Below are 15,272 nucleotides of genomic sequence, written 5' to 3'. Positions count from 1 at the left end.
TTCGTCATCCTTTCTAGAAAATTCGATATCCGGCGAATCGGTAAGCCAGTCGGTACGAGATCACGATCAGGATCAGGCTGATGACCGATTTGAACAGATTCACAGCGGTAGCGAAACTGAACTGCCCACTAAGCAGACCTTCTCTATACACAAACGTATCGATAATATCCCCTTGCTGGTAAATCAATGGACTATATAAGTTAAAGATCTGGTCAAAGTTGGCGTTAAGCACATTACCCAGTGCCAGGGTTGCGATTACGATCCCAATGGGAATAAGTGCCGGGATGGTAATATACATCGTTTGCTTCCAGCGTCCTGCCCCATCCACTTCAGCCGCTTCATAGAGTGCAGGGTTAATGCCGGACAGTGCCGCGAGGAAGATGATCGTATTGAATCCAAACTCTTTCCAGACATCACTCGCAATAATCGTGAATCGGAACCAGCTGCCATCCCCCAGGAAGAAGATCGGCTTAATGCCGAATACGGAGACTAGGAACTGATTGACAATACCCGTCTGCGCCAGAATGTCGATCAGGATGCCTGACAGCGTAACCCAAGACAAAAAGTGTGGCAGATACACGAGCGTTTGAATCGTTCTTTTCAGCGCCATCTTCCGTACCTCGTTGAGCAATAAGGCGAATATAAACGGAATGATTAAGTTCATGACGATCTTGGAGCAGGCAAAAAACAGCGTGTTCCACGTAATTTGCAGGAAATAATCATTTTCCCACATGTACCTGAAGTGCTTCAGTCCTACCCATTCGGAATTGAAAAATCCCAGGGCAGGTTTATAATCCTGAAATGCCATCAAAATCCCGGACATCGGAATGTATGAAAATATAAAGACCATAATGGCTGCCGGCAACACCATGAAGTGCAGAATCCATGGCTGCTTGTAGCGTTTTTTTCTCTTTTTATCCAGCTTGTTCCCAACGTTTGCCTGCGGGACCCGCTTACCCTCCAATTTAGCCTCCATAGCACTGCTCCTGTTCCCAAAAAAAGTTTTTGTGTGTGATGGGGTTCTCTGATATAAATAGTATCAAGCCATACTGAGGTCTGCTATATAACATTGTTAGGCTTGATAGTGTTTTGTTAGGAACATCATCTGAAGAGGTTGTTTACACACGAATTTGAAGGAGACTTTTTATGAATATATGGAAGCGCTTTATATCATTGGGAAGAACGTCCAGATCCCGGTTTAGTCTGTTTGCCAAAATAAACTGTTTAATTGTGGTTCTGTTCATCCCCATTATTATCATGTATACCTACTCGAACAACGTCACTTATGATGTTGTAAGCAAAGAGCTACAGGTCTCCAATACGAAGCAGCTCACGTTTTTGTCCAGTCAGATCGATTCCCGAATCAATCAGATGATGGATTTCAGTCTTATTCTCTCAAGAGATCCCAATGTCAGAGCATTTAATGGCTTGAACATTTGGAATGATCGTTATGACAAGATGCAGACCCGATATGTTATTCAGGAAAAGCTGATGCTTCAATCCGGTGTTACCGATATATGGCCTACTCGATACGCTGTGCATTCACAACAGAATCAAGATGTCATTGCCAACTATAATAGAACAACGGGGTATGATGAGGATTACCTAAAAAGAAATATGAGCGGACAATGGACATACGGTGATGGTGCCGAGTCCAAAGAGGATATGAAATCCTTCTACTGGTTCTTTACGGATTCCTTGGCCCAGCCGGGCATGTTGACGGGAAGCAATCTGGTGATTGAAGCCAGCTTCAGTTATGAGAACATTCAGAACATGCTGGATACGTATAAAGCAGGTGGGCAAGGTGATCCCTTCTTTTATCACAAAGGAAATTCGCCCATTCTGAATCGCAGTGCAGACAAGCAACTATCCGAGGAACTTATTCGTTATCTGGACGAGCACTCGCCAGAGGATACCACACAGGATGTCGTCAAGCTGAACGGGAAAAAGTATCTGGTTAGCTCGGTGAAATCTTCCTATCTGGATTGGCATTTGGTCGATGTGGTACCTCTCTATCAGATTCTACAGCCGATCTCGCTCAGTCGGAACTTGTTCTATCTCTTTATGATTCTGCTGTTTGTGGTGGGCATTTCCGCTTCGATCCTGTTATATCGAAACATTCAATATCCGATCAAAAAGCTGATCCAGGGCTTACGCCGTGTGCAGCGCGGAGATTATTCCGTACGTCTGCATAGCAAGGATCAGAATGAATTCTCGTTTTTGTTCCATCGATTCAATGATATGTCACATCAGATTCAAGACCTGATCGAGAACGTGTTCCAGGAAAAGATCAGAGCCAAGGAAGCTACGCTGAAACAGCTACAGGCGCAGATCAATCCGCATTTTCTATATAATTGTCTTGGTTATATCATCAACATGGCCCAGATGAAGGACGAGCAAGCCGTCGTCTCCATGGCGCATAACCTCAGTGCCTACTATCGCTATACCACAAGAGTGGAGCGGGAGACATCTTCTCTAAAAGAAGAAATCAATCTGCTCATCAACTATTTGGATATCCAGAAGCTGCGTAATGGCCGAATTGAATACCATATCGACATCCCTGAGGATATGCTTGCACAGTCGGTCCCACGATTAATGCTGCAACCTATTGTGGAGAATTCAGTCATTCACGGCGTCGCGAAGTCGTATTCATCCGGTGAAATTCGAATTACTGGCGAGAGCTCGAACGGGTTCTGTAAAATTTACATTGATGACGACGGACCTGGCTTGAGCCCGGATCAATTGGAGGCGTTGAATCTTAAAATGCAGCAGCCGCTGCAGGAGGAAATGGGCTGTGGCCTCTGGAACACGAATCAGCGTATCATGCACTTATTCGGCAATCAGTCCTACCTTCTATTCGGTCCATCCCCTCTCGGCGGATTCCGAACCGAGATGGTCTGGGAGATACCGAAAGATGATACAGATTCCGATAGAGGAAATACCGATACGAATTTAAGTTAAGCTACATTACACGCTAAACGGAACGGGCAGAACAAATCTCGAAAAGCGAAGCGCTCGCCTTTATCCCCGGATTTCCCCATTGATTAGAGATTCAAAAAAATCTGGGGATAACAGCGATTGAGAGATGGTTCTGACCGTGTAGTGACCACGTGAAATAAAGAGATTCTACTTTTAAGGAGTAAACACCATGCAAATGATCATCGTAGACGATGAAGCACACTGGGTTGATAATCTGTCCATGACCAAGCCCTGGCATACGCTGGGGATCGAACAGGTACACAAAGCATACTCAGCACACGAAGCACTTCAACTGATCGATACCCACCCTATAGATATTGTGATCTCGGATATTCAAATGCCTGAAATGACAGGTATTGAACTGATCGAACGGATCAGAGTCCGTGACAAAAAAATAAAGTGCATTCTTTTATCCGGACATTCCGAATTCGATTACGCCAAAAAAGCCATCCAGTTCGAGGCCGTAGATTACTTGCTGAAACCACCAACAGACGATGAATTGATGGGAGCCGTTCAAAAAGCCATCGATCAATTAAACACCGAATGGGAACTCGTAAGCTCACTAAAACGAACCCAGTTTACCCTTCGAGAGAACCTACCGCATTTGCGGGGTCGACTGCTGCTTGAGGCTTTGCAAGGACATCGAATTGCCTCCAGCGAATGGGCACGAAAACTTGCCAATTACGATTTGCCCTTCCACGCCGGCGATTGCGCGTTAATGCTTGTACGTATGGAAGAAGAATTCGGGCAATATGACAACAACGATCAAACCTTGCTCGAATATGCGGTCATCAATATGGCGGAAGAGATTATGGGTGAGTTTATGGAAGTGTGGGGCGTGAAGGAGGAGCATGGATATCTGGTGTTTCTGCTTCAACTGAAAGTGAACGACACCGACATTGGCAAAGAAACCATACTGGAGAAGCTTTCGGTACAGCTTCAGTCCAAAGTTAAACAGTTTCTGAAGGGTTCCCTCTCCATCGTCATCACCGAATGGTTCGCGTTTCCCGATCAGCTATATGATCGTTTTCGGCAGGCCTCCGCTTATTTCCGGCAAATTGTCGGGGACGAGCGTGAATTCGTCATGCGGGTCAGCGACGTGGAGACTCCGTCGGCACAAGGTCCGCTGGATGTCCTGTATACCCCACCCACTTTCATTCATCTGTTAGAGAGTGGTCAATGGGATGCGGCAGAAGAAAAAATACTAGCCGTCTGTGCGGAGCTGGATGAGAAATGGTCGGAGTCGTGGGAGCATTGTATGGAGGCTGGATTTCTAATTACGGCTTCGTTCACCAATCTCGCACACCGGAACAGGCTGACTTTAGCTAATTTAATGGGTGACGATGTCGGGTTGTTACAGAGTGGAGAAGCCTTTACTACCATCAGTAAACTGCGCAAATGGTCGCTCAGTGTACTTGGCAAACTCAAGGAAGGCACGTCCAACGAGATCAAAGACATCCGTTCCGAGTATGTGAAGAAGATTCAGGATTTTACGGATAAAAACCTGCATCTGGATGTTTCTTTGCGTGTACTGGCCGACCATGTCAATCTGCATCCGACCCATTTGTCCAAGATTTATAAGATTGAAACGGGCGAAGGCATTAGTGATTATATCTCGCGCCTGCGCATGGATCGGGCCTGTCACAAGCTCGTTACGACTACCAAAAAAGTATATGAAATCAGCATGGAGATTGGCTATATGGACCCGGCTTATTTTATTAAAGTGTTCAAGCGCCAGTTTGGCGTCACGCCGCAAGAGTACCGAGACCAACATTAATTTGCATAATTTAGAGGTTGTTCAAAAATTCCGCTTTTGATTACGAAGGATGCCTCACGGCATCATCAGCATCGAATATGGGATTCAGCCGAAATAAGCGGGAGGCTTACGAAGTATGTTTCCTTTGGAAACATTGTAGTTGCTCACGTAGTTTGCCTACGCTCCGCTACTCCATTTCTAGCTTTATCCCATCTTCTCGGTACTGAAAACCGAATTTTTTGAACTTGCATAATAGAGTCCTATCGAAACTAACAAACTCATATAGATGCCCTCCCGCCCAAATTGGTACAGTTACACTGTAAAGATCATACATCGTAGGGGGATTGAACAATGATCAAATTCAAAACATGGTGGTCACTGCTCATGGTTATCGCACTCATCACGATCACTGCGTGCGGCAGTAGCGATACAGCGAGTGACAATGGTACCAAAGATGATACACCGGCGACCGTCGGTTCAGCTGAAGCAGAAGCTGCTTTTGCCAAAGGAAAATACGATCCACCCATCGAATTCAGTTCGGTATTAATGCCGAAGAAATACGTTCAAGGGGATACCAAAGAAAATAACGTTCACGATCGCTGGATGCTGGAAACGCTGGGTATGAAGCATAAAGATACCTGGTATCCGGCCAATGACGATCAATACAGACAAAAGCTTCAACTGGCTATCGCCTCTGGCGAGAAGCTGCCTGATTTCGTATCCGTACCGACCAATGCGGTATTGACCAATCAGCTGATCGACTCCGGTCAATTCATCGCCATCGATGAGTTGTTCGACAAGTACGCGAGTCAGACCCTGAAAGATCACGCAGCAGCACATCCTGAGCTGTGGTATCCGTTCACCAAGGACGGCAAGAAATATAATATGCCGATCATGGAGTATACGGATAACGACGATACGCTGCTCTGGCTCCGCGAGGACTGGATGGAGAAGCTGAACCTGGAAGCTCCGAAAACCATTGCAGACCTTGAGAACATCATGGACAAATTCAAAAACGAGAACCCGGACGGTCTGTCTCCAGACAAAGTATTCCCGCTGGCGATCTCGCTGAAAAATAACACCAACACCTGGATGGGTCAACTTGATTGGTTGTTCGGTGCATATGGCACAATCGAGGAGCAATGGAACAAAGACGCAAACGGCAATCTGGAGTACGGCTCCGTTAACCCGGGTGCGAAACAAGCACTTGCCAAGCTGGCTGAATGGATGAACAAAGGTTATATCCACGCCGACTCCGCCCTGTGGGACGAAGGCAAATCCGCTGAAAGCTGGACGGCTGGCAAAGCGGGCATTCTGCCTGGCGCAAACTGGGTACCCGACTGGCCGGCACCGGACCTGCTGAAGAACGTACCTGGCTCAAAATATAAAGCTTACCCTGTTCCGGCTGGCCCAGACGGCAAGATCGGCACAAAGTGGCAGAACTCTGGTGTCAACGCAAGTATCATGATTAACAAGGATGCGAAGCATCCAGAAGCCATCTTCCTGTACTACAACTACCTGCTCGATAACCTGGCTAACCCGGCTGCGGGCAGTGAGTATGAATACGGCTTCGCCAAAGGTTACGACTGGGATATCATTGACGGACAACCGACCAGTGACAAAGAGAAGATCAAAGACTTCTCCAACGAATTCCCTTTCCTGACCGGCCCGGCTCGTATCCCGGATCTGTACATGAAAACACTCGTGAAGCTGGCCAACGGCGAGAAGCCTGAAACACCGTACGAGAAACAAATGGCCGAATTCCGTAAACCGGAAAACTGGTATGCAGGTAAAGTCGTTATGTCCCAGATCGACATTCGTAAACAAAACTACTTTACTGGCGCTGCAACACCAACGATGGTATCCAAATGGAACCTGCTCCGCCAATCCGAGATGGAAACCTTCAACAAAATCATCTACGGCCAACTGCCAGTTGATGCCTTTGACCAATTCGTCACCAACTGGAAGGCCAATGGCGGAGATCAGATCACGCAAGAAGTGAATGAATGGTTTAAATCGGTGAGTGGGAAGTAAGATTTCGGTTAAAAGAAACAATTAAAAATAAGCCGAAGCGTGTAATTCTATCGCTTCGGCTTGTTTTTGGTTTGTTGATTTTTATTATTATAGCAGGGATCACACTTATTAAGTTATGTTTGCCACCATACCAACTACATAAATTGTTATTAAAACGCCGTCCAAGGTATAGGTTTAACGTTTCCCTTTGTAGAGCTAAAGGAGTAATATCTATGAGCTGGGGTTGATGCTTTAATATTTATCCCCAGAGTATCACTAACAAAACCTATAGCGCCTGTAGCTCTCATTGTCCAAGTTCCACTACCATGAAAATAACCTTCAGAAATATAACCTGGGTTATTATTTGAAGTTTCACTTAAAATAAATGCGGGATTTCTATTTACATGGGCATATGATACCTGTAATGGTCTAACTGCAACAGAACCATTGTGCTCCCAGCTGACTGTCAGAGTAATTGTAGTTGTATCTACTCCAAAAACACTAAATGTAAAAGACTTACTCGCTGAAGCAGCTGTGTTAGCTGCTGCTAGAGCATTTGTAGAAGATTTTCCGCCCTGAGTCCCATTAGATGATGATTCATCAACTACCGTGACCGGAACTTCTTCTCCATTATAATTGTACGTTGTTTCCTTTTCCCCCGTTGCAATATCCTCTATGGCTTCAGCATAGTCAATAGAAGTTATAAACCGCAAGAATGTCTCCTGTTTTGATGGCTCCAACCCATTAAATTGATTCAGACTCTCACTTGCTCCCACATCTCCATTATTAATAAGTTCCGTCAAATAATCTACATACATCTCAGGTGTGTATTCATTACTTTCCCCTGAGTTATCTGCATAAGTTAATGAAGAAAACAAGGTTGTTACGAGAATTAAAGCAAGTACGCTCTTTGATATTTTCTTTAACATTGAATGATTTCCTCCCTAATGGTTATATATATTGTATTGGCATGGCGGTATATATTACGTTACCATTAATTAGGTAATTTGAAACACTTATTGAAAATACTTTAATAAAAGGTGGATAATAGAATATGAAAAACAACAAAGTTTTGTGGACGATTTTAGGAGTTATTGCAGTTTTATTAATACTTTATGCTTTTGTATCCATGTCTAAATAAATATAGGAGACGTTTTTTTTACAAAGACTTTCAGTTATATTAAATACATTCTTAATATTCCCTTTAAAGATATGGCTGAATTACGCAACCATAAAAACTGGGCCGGTGCTAAAGTGGTAATATTGCAAATGAAACTACTTCAATAGCAATGCAATGATTGGTACAAGTCGGTAAGCGGGAAGTAGAATTGAAGAATTAACACAGGTCAAAATAAAAGAATAAAAAACAAGCCGAAGCGTACATTTCCATCACTTCGGCTTGTTTTCTAAATCAATTTAATCCAGCACTTTAAAATACAGGAACTTCAACATAATCTGTACTCATAACTCTTTTTCCATCTTTCTCTTCTGATCCAACCTCAATACCAAATTTTATTGATTCAGAGAGGGACATACCCTTTTTATCCGGACTTAATTCGATCACAATCGTTCCAGTACCTCCGCCATTTGCTATATAATTTCGTTCTCTCCCAATTTCAATCATCGTGCGCCATGAAGAGTCATCAGAAGAATTCATCCAGGTGTATACATACTCAGCAGGCTTCAACTTCGATTGATGTTCAGGATAACTGCTGGTGATGCTGGAGACACTCCATTGATCAGGGATATAAAATGCAACACCACCCCAGTCAGCGGGATCAATCTCTACATGTGCTACTATTTTTATATGATAATATGCTCCTTCTCACCCTCAACAAATATCGATCCTTCTGTCATTGTCTTTAAATTCGTTGATTTGGCATCCAGATCAAAGTTTCAACTTGAATAATATTGCCATTAACAACTGGCTCATTGGCTCCTTTTTGTTGAAATTCAAGATAAACAGAACAAACACAATCGCAATAAACATAAAAAGTAAGATTAAGTATTTAGATCTTTATTTCATATAACCACACCTCACTTCTGCCTTTGTTTCTTTAAACTTAACACATACTCAACGCCCTCCTTTCCTTTATCAGCTCCTTCCAAGCCTTCGCAGAGTTAATTCATGGTGTGCAGCTGTATACATATATAACGTTACAATCTGCATCGAAGTAATAATTTGTAATTTAGAATTTGGAAAAGTAGAGCATTAAAACCGGAGCGGAAGCGCTAGATTCACGCTTCCGCTCCGGTTCTTAAATTAAGATCAAGGTAGCTTCGCCTGACTTATGGGTTCGCCTTAGTGGATCAAGCCTCTGTATCGGTCTCCTCTGGCATCGACTGACCCAGTAAGGATACTGTGAGTTGAATACCATCTCGTAGTCCCTGCATATACAACCGCTCATTTTCTATGCCTTTGCTGACAATATAACGATTTTCCCACTCGATATATTCAGCTGTCTGCTCGATATCCTTGCCAGCAAACAATCCTTCGAACGCTTCGTCCTTTTTCTCACGTACACGACTCAATTCAGGGTCATGCTCGATTCTGGCAGATACTTCATCTAACCTTGCCTGGATCGCTTGTTGCAACCACGGCGGAAAATCCATTGCTTCCCCTCCCCAAAGCATTATGTACCTCGCTCATCCTCGTACAACTCGGTGATGTCTCGCCTTCATTTCACTCACTCGTGCCACCAGTTCATCCACCCTTCGGCTCTGTTCCTGAACCTCGGGATTGTCCCACAACGGAATCGCTTGCTTCAAGGATGCCTCACCTAGCTGATTAAGTTTGCGCCGTTCCTCTTCCAATAAGTCAAGCAACTGGCTCATACATCCACCTCTCTGATGGGTCTAAACTGCACTATGTCTTGTTAAGACTAGACGTGAGCAGTCAATTTTAATGCGAATATCGGTTTGCATTAAAAAAACTATTATTTCTCATACAATTTGGTTGAAATGAGGGGTGTACATAATGAAGCATAGACAAGAACCACCTGGCGATAAAAACATAATCGGCTCCCGAGTCGTAGCTATTCGTAAAAGTAAGGGCATCAAACAACGAGAGTTCCTCGCCAGACTGCAAACATTGGGTTTGGATATCAGTCAGACAAGTCTTTCGCGTCTAGAAGGTCAATATCGTCTTGTTCAGGATTATGAAGTGGTGATGATTGCTAAGGCTTTGGAGGTTTCTGTGGGGTATTTGCTTGGGGAAGAAAAAGGTTGGGTATAGCTTGTGAGTTACTGCTATACCCATAAAAAATTTAGGAAATGAATTGCAAATAATTAATTAAATATAAACTCATATATTGTGAATGTTTATTTTATTGTTTAGCATAAAAAAATATAAACCTATATGCTAAAAAGTCAACTTATTCTGAAATGGTCTCATAGGAATCATTCAAGTTATGAGTCCTTCCCTACTTAAAATTTGTATTGCTGATTTCCTATAACATTTTTGTATTCACGAACCCTCACTGCCTTAAACGACCTAAGGGAGGAAATTAGTCGAGAATTTCAATATTACTATGATACATTCTTTTTACCTAAATATGATACGTTCCTATTGCCTAAATTAGAAAATAAATCGCTCCGTGCGATACCATGACATTCTTGGATTAGATGTACAAAAAAAAGAACTGGACTCTCCCTTTAAATGGGATGTGTCCTCTTCTTTATGTTTAACTAACTGTCCTGCCCCATTAGTTTAATGAATGGTTAAAAACCGTTTTCCTGTAACTCATCGGAGAACGATTTTCTTCTGATGATGCAATGCAAATCTGCCTGACCAAAACTTTATATCTACCACTAAGAATGATCTAAAACAAATTCAAGGAATTCACAAATGATTTCTGAAGCAGCTTCCTCTTCGGGTAACCGGATATATCTACTGATAAGTTTGATGTCTTCTTTGAATAAATCAATGAGAAGAAGAATAGATTCAGCATCTTTGTCCTTTGCTGCTCCTAAAATACTTACAAATTCACTGTCTCTGATAAATGTTTGAGCATCTTTTTCTTCCATTTGTTCACCGCCTGTTGACTTATATTCATTTGACTCGCAACTTCTTTTTCTGAATAACCTTCTATGTATAACTTAATCATCACATATTTTCCTGATTCAGGAAGATACTTTAATATCTGTTCCACTAATATTTTATTTTCCGCATGCTTAGTAAAATTAGTATTTAAAATTTGATCATTATATATAGGAAGCTCCCTTTTTTTAATATTTTTAGCACGATATTGTACTCTCCATCCAATTCGATATAGTTCTTCCTTATAACGTTGGTAGATTGTTTGTTGTTCTCCCAGTTGTGATCCCTCCTAAAATTGTGATTATGTTCCTCAAAGATTTAAAAGGAACAAATGTTCTTTTTTTGATTATATCTCAAATCTCATTTTTAGAAGTCTAAAAAAAGGCGGTTAAAAAACGAATTTATGTTTTTTTATATTTCAGGTTGTATTTTAGGGCTACAGACTACCTTATAAGTGAAGGCACAAACAAATAGAAATGAGATGGGATTGGGGAAGAGATCCTTTTCATTTCTTTCTTCCCTTGTTATTGAGCCTATATCAAACTAAGGGAGTATAGGAATATGAAGAATGTATTGTATGTACCGTTGGATGACAGACCAGTGAATTTGGATGATGTCATCGTGCTAGGTAGATCAGCAGGAATTAACGTAATTACCCCAAATTTAAGTGATATTACAAACCGTCTGGATTCCCAAAAGACAGCTTCTGGATCCACACTGGTCTCGACATCTTCGCCGACTTACGGAAATCCGGCGAATATCCGTCAGTTCATCTTAAATAATGCTGCCTCTGTCGACGGGTTTATTATATCTTCAGATATGCTTGCCTACGGAGGTCTCATTGCTAGTAGACGATTGCGTACGAGTCCTGGGGGAGCTTACCCGGCCTACGATAGTGCCACAACGGATCTGTTGGATGTTATTCGACTAGTAAAACAATCTTATCCGAGTAAGCCAATCTATGTGTTAGATACAATTATGCGTCTAGCTACAACTGCCTTTGCAGGCGGACTGTCTTTTGCCGCTTACAATGAATCACGTACGTTTATGTTGCAGCCGAGAAGAAGTTTTTCACAGTTTGCAGATATTATTGCAGGTTACAATTTGTCGCCTACCGGTTCATATGGTAGTACTACAAACTTCAATAAAGAACAGTACTACAACACTAGACAACATAAATTTAAAAGTAATCGTTACATTCTAGAGCAATTAGCACAGGCAGGATATATTGATTTTCTAGCTGTAGGAGTTGATGATGCGAATACCCAAGGGGTGCAGATTAATGAGATTAATTTTGTTGAGGGTCGTATTAACGCCTGGCTTGGTGGTACAAACGGCCAAAATCCGGACCGAGCAATTATTCTCCCTGATGCGGATGGATTGGGTCATGCCTTGATGGCCAGAATGGCAAATCAGCTATATCTTAATGGGGTAAGACCAAGGTATACAGTTCAGTACTTCGGCCCTCATGGTTCCACAATTACTAGTCAGTATGAATATATGGATGTGCACCAAAATATTCTTCGTCACATTGATATTGTTGGCGGTCAGTCCGTGAGCAGTTCACCAACTGTCGAAATCATTGGGGTTACAGATGCTGCTCAAGTTACAGCAGCCGTCAATCGAATTGTGGCTAATAGTACAAATCGCGTTCCGACCGTGGTAATTGATTTTGTTGGAGGAGGTTCAGCAAACGCTACGGTCACAGAAGGACTGTTGGGTAGTCAACACACCGGACGTATCTTAGGTTACAGTGCTTGGAATACACCAGGAAATAAGATCGGTATAGCCTTAGGAATGGGACAAGCACGATATGCATATTTGGTCACTGAAACAGATCTCAATGCGCTTAGCACAGCAGTAAATGCACACGGTTCTCTCTTGTTCAAACGTTTCTTAAAAGACTACTATTACAAAACGGTTGCTATTGACGAAATTCGTACCTACTCTAGAGCGAATTCGCTATATACTAATGTTGCTACAATTGCGGATCAGAATATGCTTCTATTTAATAGTCCTGCAGATTATTCACATTTGCAAAGTGTATTGCGAAACAGAATGCAAACGCATCGAACGACACTTTCCGGAAAAAGTGCTTTCCTTATTAACGGTACAGGAACTTCTTATAATGTACGACAAATTACGGGAGGAACTTGGTCGTTTGCAGGATATGCCAATTCAACACTTGCATACGGAGATCCTGATTATCTCTGGAAACGGGCTTTTGAAGTTACGTTGAATCCTGTAGTAACGCTACAGTAATAACAAACAAGAATAAGACGGCTCCTATGTGGAGCCGTCTTATTCTTGTTAAGTAGTGTTACGGATTCAATACTTCTTTGATCAAAGAGAAATCTACCCCATCCACTTTCCAGCCTTTACTGGTATATACAAGCTTAGCTGTTCTGTAGAGTGTTTCATTAGGAGCATATTTAGAATCGGGACCCGAAGACTGGCTTAATTTGGCGGTATTGGTGTTGGTATAACTGATGGCCGATTGATAAACTGTTGTAAATTTAAAATCATATTTCAACCCTTTGCTACGAATGATTTCATTGATAAATTTATCCGTAAAATATGGGCTGAAGGTCGCTCGGATTTGCTTAATTGATGATAGATCCGTTGCTTCATTTAATTTGTTTACGAATACCTGTCTTTGCTTATCCGTGATTTTTTTTGCATTTGGAATTTGAACTTGTGGTTTTTGTATGGTTACTTGGAGTTGCTTCCCATCTAACGTAATCGTCGCCTGACTCGCTTGTTGATTCCAGTTTACGTCTGCTCCTAAAGTTTGACTTACAAAACGAGCAGGTACATATGTGGAATTGTAATTTAGTTCTGCTGGAACATCCAATAGAATCTCCGATTGATTAAGCATTACTTTATTTGAATTAATGGTGAGAACCATTTCTGTATTTTCTTTAGTAATGGTAATGGTTTTTTGTTGTTGATTCCATTTCACGTCTGCCCCTAGGTTTTCAGAAACAGCTCTTAGCGGGATGAGTACTCGATTGTTTTTTAAAATACCACTGTCTATAGTGATTGGTGTATCAGCAGCAAAGCTAGATGAGCTGAAGTTAGGCAGGACAAGCATAGAAGCTGCCAACATTGTAAGAGATATTTTCTTGAACATTTGTAATCCTCCTAAAATTAAGCTTATTTGTAAGTTTAGACGCGATACATAGAGAAAATGTTTCTATTTGGATGATAAAACTTCAAATTAATGTAGTTTATATGAAAATTACCTCTTACAAGAACTTAACCATGTCCGCCAAAACAAATCTTTATGCAAGTAATTCAATTTTCAGGATTTCAATCGCTTAACAAGTACTACTTTTATCACGTATTTCCTCTCTTATGTAAATAATAATTTCTTTGGGTTATAGGAAGTAAGAAATTGATCAAATCCGTTCTTTAACAAAAGTATTGAGAACTGCCGCAAACATTGTCCCCGTCTCTGAGGATTAGGTAGAGGCTTTTCAGTGCTAAGAGTGATTAGCATTTCATTATTTACAAACGAAATTTTCAAGTGTTTTTTAAGACTAACTTGTTGTTTAGTTGCGCTCCGATAATAAGTGTTAAGTTGAGTGACTAATGCTTGAATCTGCTTCTGAACAGATAGATCGTTAAGCTTGGATCTATGCTGAGGATTCTTGAACGTCATAGTTAAATTGTAAATGTTCTTATACATCTTATCCATTCCCCCTTAGTTTCTGTATTTAATTTCCTTCTAGTTCTTCTTACAATGATTTCTTATAACGTTCCTGTATTCACGACCCGACGCATGTCGGGTGTCCGGCAAAGGCCGGACCAAGGACGAATGTCAGCAGCTTCTTCGAATCACTTATACTTCTTATACCATTCCCTTTATATCAACTATATTTTTCTTTTAATATTTCTATATATTTGAGTGGAATTTCTGTGATTTTCAAAATATCTGATACTTCAAATCCCAGTTTTAAGGCGCTTCTTGCAGTCTTCAAATTATACTTTACTTTAATCATACGATCTTTAAGTAATACGTCTCCAAAATCCAGGTAATCATCAGCGATCTCACCGTTCAAAAAGAACTCTATATCATAAGTTCCTATTTGCTCTTCTATGTAAAAGATATTAATCGAGCAAAATAGCACGGCTTCTGTTGTATTAAAACTATATTTTAGGTATATAGCACGCTCTTCAAGACTTATAAATTCATCATATAACTTTCCCATAAAAGTATCATGATAATCGCTTTTGTTCTCGTCACGCCACTTCCTAAAGGTTTTCCAGTAATTTTCTTTCGTGCGTTTCATCGCACTATGCTTACTGTCCCATTCAAGTAGAATGTCTTTATTCACTCAATCACTTCTTCTCAAAAAATATGTTGAATAAAACAAGTTCTCTTCGTGTGTTTGCTGATTTCCTATAACGTTCCTGTATTCATGAACCCCAAAGGGGTTGTCTTCTGAAATTCCTCCTCGAAGTCCATCCCAGACCAAGGCT

At 41.5% G+C, this 15,272-nt stretch carries 14 protein-coding genes; 5 read left to right on the top strand and 9 right to left on the bottom strand.

Annotated elements, in window-relative coordinates; genetic code table 11:
* Positions 1 to 13: 13 nt before the first annotated feature.
* Positions 14 to 871 (bottom strand): ABC transporter permease subunit, encoded by an 858-nt coding sequence (locus MKY42_RS08350; protein ID WP_181393273.1) that lies wholly within the window; start codon positions 869 to 871, stop codon positions 14 to 16.
* 275 nt (positions 872 to 1,146) lie between these two features.
* On the opposite strand from MKY42_RS08350, the gene MKY42_RS08345 reads away from it, so the two are divergent.
* From MKY42_RS08345 to MKY42_RS08335, 3 genes are all read left to right on the top strand, one after another.
* Positions 1,147 to 2,961 (top strand): histidine kinase, encoded by a 1,815-nt coding sequence (locus MKY42_RS08345; RefSeq protein ID WP_339850363.1) that lies wholly within the window; start codon positions 1,147 to 1,149, stop codon positions 2,959 to 2,961.
* Positions 2,962 to 3,148: 187 nt separating this feature from the next.
* Positions 3,149 to 4,756, top strand: a complete 1,608-nt coding sequence (locus MKY42_RS08340; protein WP_090894782.1) for a response regulator — start codon at positions 3,149 to 3,151, stop codon at positions 4,754 to 4,756.
* 330 nt (positions 4,757 to 5,086) lie between these two features.
* On the top strand, positions 5,087 to 6,769 hold the full coding sequence (locus MKY42_RS08335) for an ABC transporter substrate-binding protein (protein WP_090894780.1): 1,683 nt from the start codon (positions 5,087 to 5,089) through the stop codon (positions 6,767 to 6,769).
* Positions 6,770 to 6,918: 149 nt separating this feature from the next.
* Here MKY42_RS08335 and MKY42_RS08330 read toward each other — a convergent pair whose 3' ends face one another.
* The 4 genes from MKY42_RS08330 to MKY42_RS08315 form a co-directional block, all read right to left on the bottom strand.
* Positions 6,919 to 7,677 (bottom strand): hypothetical protein, encoded by a 759-nt coding sequence (locus MKY42_RS08330; protein WP_090894778.1) that lies wholly within the window; start codon positions 7,675 to 7,677, stop codon positions 6,919 to 6,921.
* Between the two features lie 500 nt (positions 7,678 to 8,177).
* Positions 8,178 to 8,372: a hypothetical protein gene (locus MKY42_RS08325; protein ID WP_090894776.1), complete on the bottom strand. Its 195-nt coding sequence runs from the start codon at positions 8,370 to 8,372 to the stop codon at positions 8,178 to 8,180.
* A gap of 686 nt (positions 8,373 to 9,058) precedes the next feature.
* The gene (locus MKY42_RS08320; protein WP_339850356.1) at positions 9,059 to 9,361 is read right to left on the bottom strand and encodes a hypothetical protein; all 303 of its coding nucleotides are present in this window, start codon (positions 9,359 to 9,361) and stop codon (positions 9,059 to 9,061) included.
* 33 nt (positions 9,362 to 9,394) lie between these two features.
* The gene (locus tag MKY42_RS08315) at positions 9,395 to 9,583 is read right to left on the bottom strand and encodes an aspartyl-phosphate phosphatase Spo0E family protein (RefSeq protein ID WP_339850354.1); all 189 of its coding nucleotides are present in this window, start codon (positions 9,581 to 9,583) and stop codon (positions 9,395 to 9,397) included.
* A gap of 142 nt (positions 9,584 to 9,725) precedes the next feature.
* Here MKY42_RS08315 and MKY42_RS08310 point away from each other — a divergent pair, with 142 nt between their 5' ends.
* On the top strand, positions 9,726 to 9,983 hold the full coding sequence (locus MKY42_RS08310; RefSeq protein ID WP_090894770.1) for a helix-turn-helix transcriptional regulator: 258 nt from the start codon (positions 9,726 to 9,728) through the stop codon (positions 9,981 to 9,983).
* 575 nt (positions 9,984 to 10,558) lie between these two features.
* On the opposite strand, the gene MKY42_RS08305 is transcribed toward MKY42_RS08310, so the two are convergent.
* Both MKY42_RS08305 and MKY42_RS08300 read right to left on the bottom strand, forming a co-directional pair.
* Positions 10,559 to 10,774: a hypothetical protein gene (locus MKY42_RS08305; RefSeq protein WP_090894768.1), complete on the bottom strand. Its 216-nt coding sequence runs from the start codon at positions 10,772 to 10,774 to the stop codon at positions 10,559 to 10,561.
* Complete coding sequence (locus MKY42_RS08300; protein ID WP_256221938.1) at positions 10,726 to 10,854, bottom strand: helix-turn-helix domain-containing protein; 129 nt, start codon at positions 10,852 to 10,854, stop codon at positions 10,726 to 10,728. Before MKY42_RS08300 ends, MKY42_RS08305 begins: the two co-directional genes overlap by 49 nt.
* Before the next feature lie 494 nt (positions 10,855 to 11,348).
* On the opposite strand from MKY42_RS08300, the gene MKY42_RS08295 reads away from it, so the two are divergent.
* On the top strand, positions 11,349 to 13,049 hold the full coding sequence (locus tag MKY42_RS08295) for a DUF4127 family protein (protein WP_090894765.1): 1,701 nt from the start codon (positions 11,349 to 11,351) through the stop codon (positions 13,047 to 13,049).
* A gap of 58 nt (positions 13,050 to 13,107) precedes the next feature.
* Here the strand turns inward: MKY42_RS08295 and MKY42_RS08290 are convergent, their stop codons facing one another.
* Both MKY42_RS08290 and MKY42_RS08285 read right to left on the bottom strand, forming a co-directional pair.
* Positions 13,108 to 13,920 carry a stalk domain-containing protein gene (locus tag MKY42_RS08290; protein WP_179265423.1) on the bottom strand — a complete coding sequence of 271 codons (813 nt, stop codon included), beginning with the start codon at positions 13,918 to 13,920 and terminating at the stop codon, positions 13,108 to 13,110.
* A gap of 739 nt (positions 13,921 to 14,659) precedes the next feature.
* Complete coding sequence (locus MKY42_RS08285) at positions 14,660 to 15,127, bottom strand: hypothetical protein (RefSeq protein ID WP_179265424.1); 468 nt, start codon at positions 15,125 to 15,127, stop codon at positions 14,660 to 14,662.
* Between the last annotated feature and the right edge of the window lie 145 nt (positions 15,128 to 15,272).

The sequence above is a fragment of the Paenibacillus sp. FSL W7-1088 genome (assembly GCF_037969855.1).
GTDB lineage: Bacteria > Bacillota > Bacilli > Paenibacillales > Paenibacillaceae > Paenibacillus.
The sequence above is the reverse complement of the archived record's forward strand: the minus strand, read 5'-3'. Positions and strand labels throughout refer to the sequence as shown.

Coding starts and splice junctions, on each gene's coding strand:
- MKY42_RS08315 (WP_339850354.1), bottom strand. CDS start 9,583: ATGAGCCAGTTGCTTGACTTATTGGAAGAGGAACGGCGCAAACTTAAT.
- MKY42_RS08330 (WP_090894778.1), bottom strand. CDS start 7,677: ATGTTAAAGAAAATATCAAAGAGCGTACTTGCTTTAATTCTCGTAACA.
- MKY42_RS08340 (WP_090894782.1), top strand. CDS start 3,149: ATGCAAATGATCATCGTAGACGATGAAGCACACTGGGTTGATAATCTG.
- MKY42_RS08305 (WP_090894768.1), bottom strand. CDS start 10,774: ATGGAAGAAAAAGATGCTCAAACATTTATCAGAGACAGTGAATTTGTA.
- MKY42_RS08345 (WP_339850363.1), top strand. CDS start 1,147: ATGAATATATGGAAGCGCTTTATATCATTGGGAAGAACGTCCAGATCC.
- MKY42_RS08335 (WP_090894780.1), top strand. CDS start 5,087: ATGATCAAATTCAAAACATGGTGGTCACTGCTCATGGTTATCGCACTC.
- MKY42_RS08350 (WP_181393273.1), bottom strand. CDS start 871: ATGGTGTTGCCGGCAGCCATTATGGTCTTTATATTTTCATACATTCCG.
- MKY42_RS08295 (WP_090894765.1), top strand. CDS start 11,349: ATGAAGAATGTATTGTATGTACCGTTGGATGACAGACCAGTGAATTTG.
- MKY42_RS08300 (WP_256221938.1), bottom strand. CDS start 10,854: ATGATTAAGTTATACATAGAAGGTTATTCAGAAAAAGAAGTTGCGAGT.
- MKY42_RS08320 (WP_339850356.1), bottom strand. CDS start 9,361: ATGGATTTTCCGCCGTGGTTGCAACAAGCGATCCAGGCAAGGTTAGAT.
- MKY42_RS08310 (WP_090894770.1), top strand. CDS start 9,726: ATGAAGCATAGACAAGAACCACCTGGCGATAAAAACATAATCGGCTCC.
- MKY42_RS08290 (WP_179265423.1), bottom strand. CDS start 13,920: ATGTTCAAGAAAATATCTCTTACAATGTTGGCAGCTTCTATGCTTGTC.
- MKY42_RS08325 (WP_090894776.1), bottom strand. CDS start 8,372: ATGATTGAAATTGGGAGAGAACGAAATTATATAGCAAATGGCGGAGGT.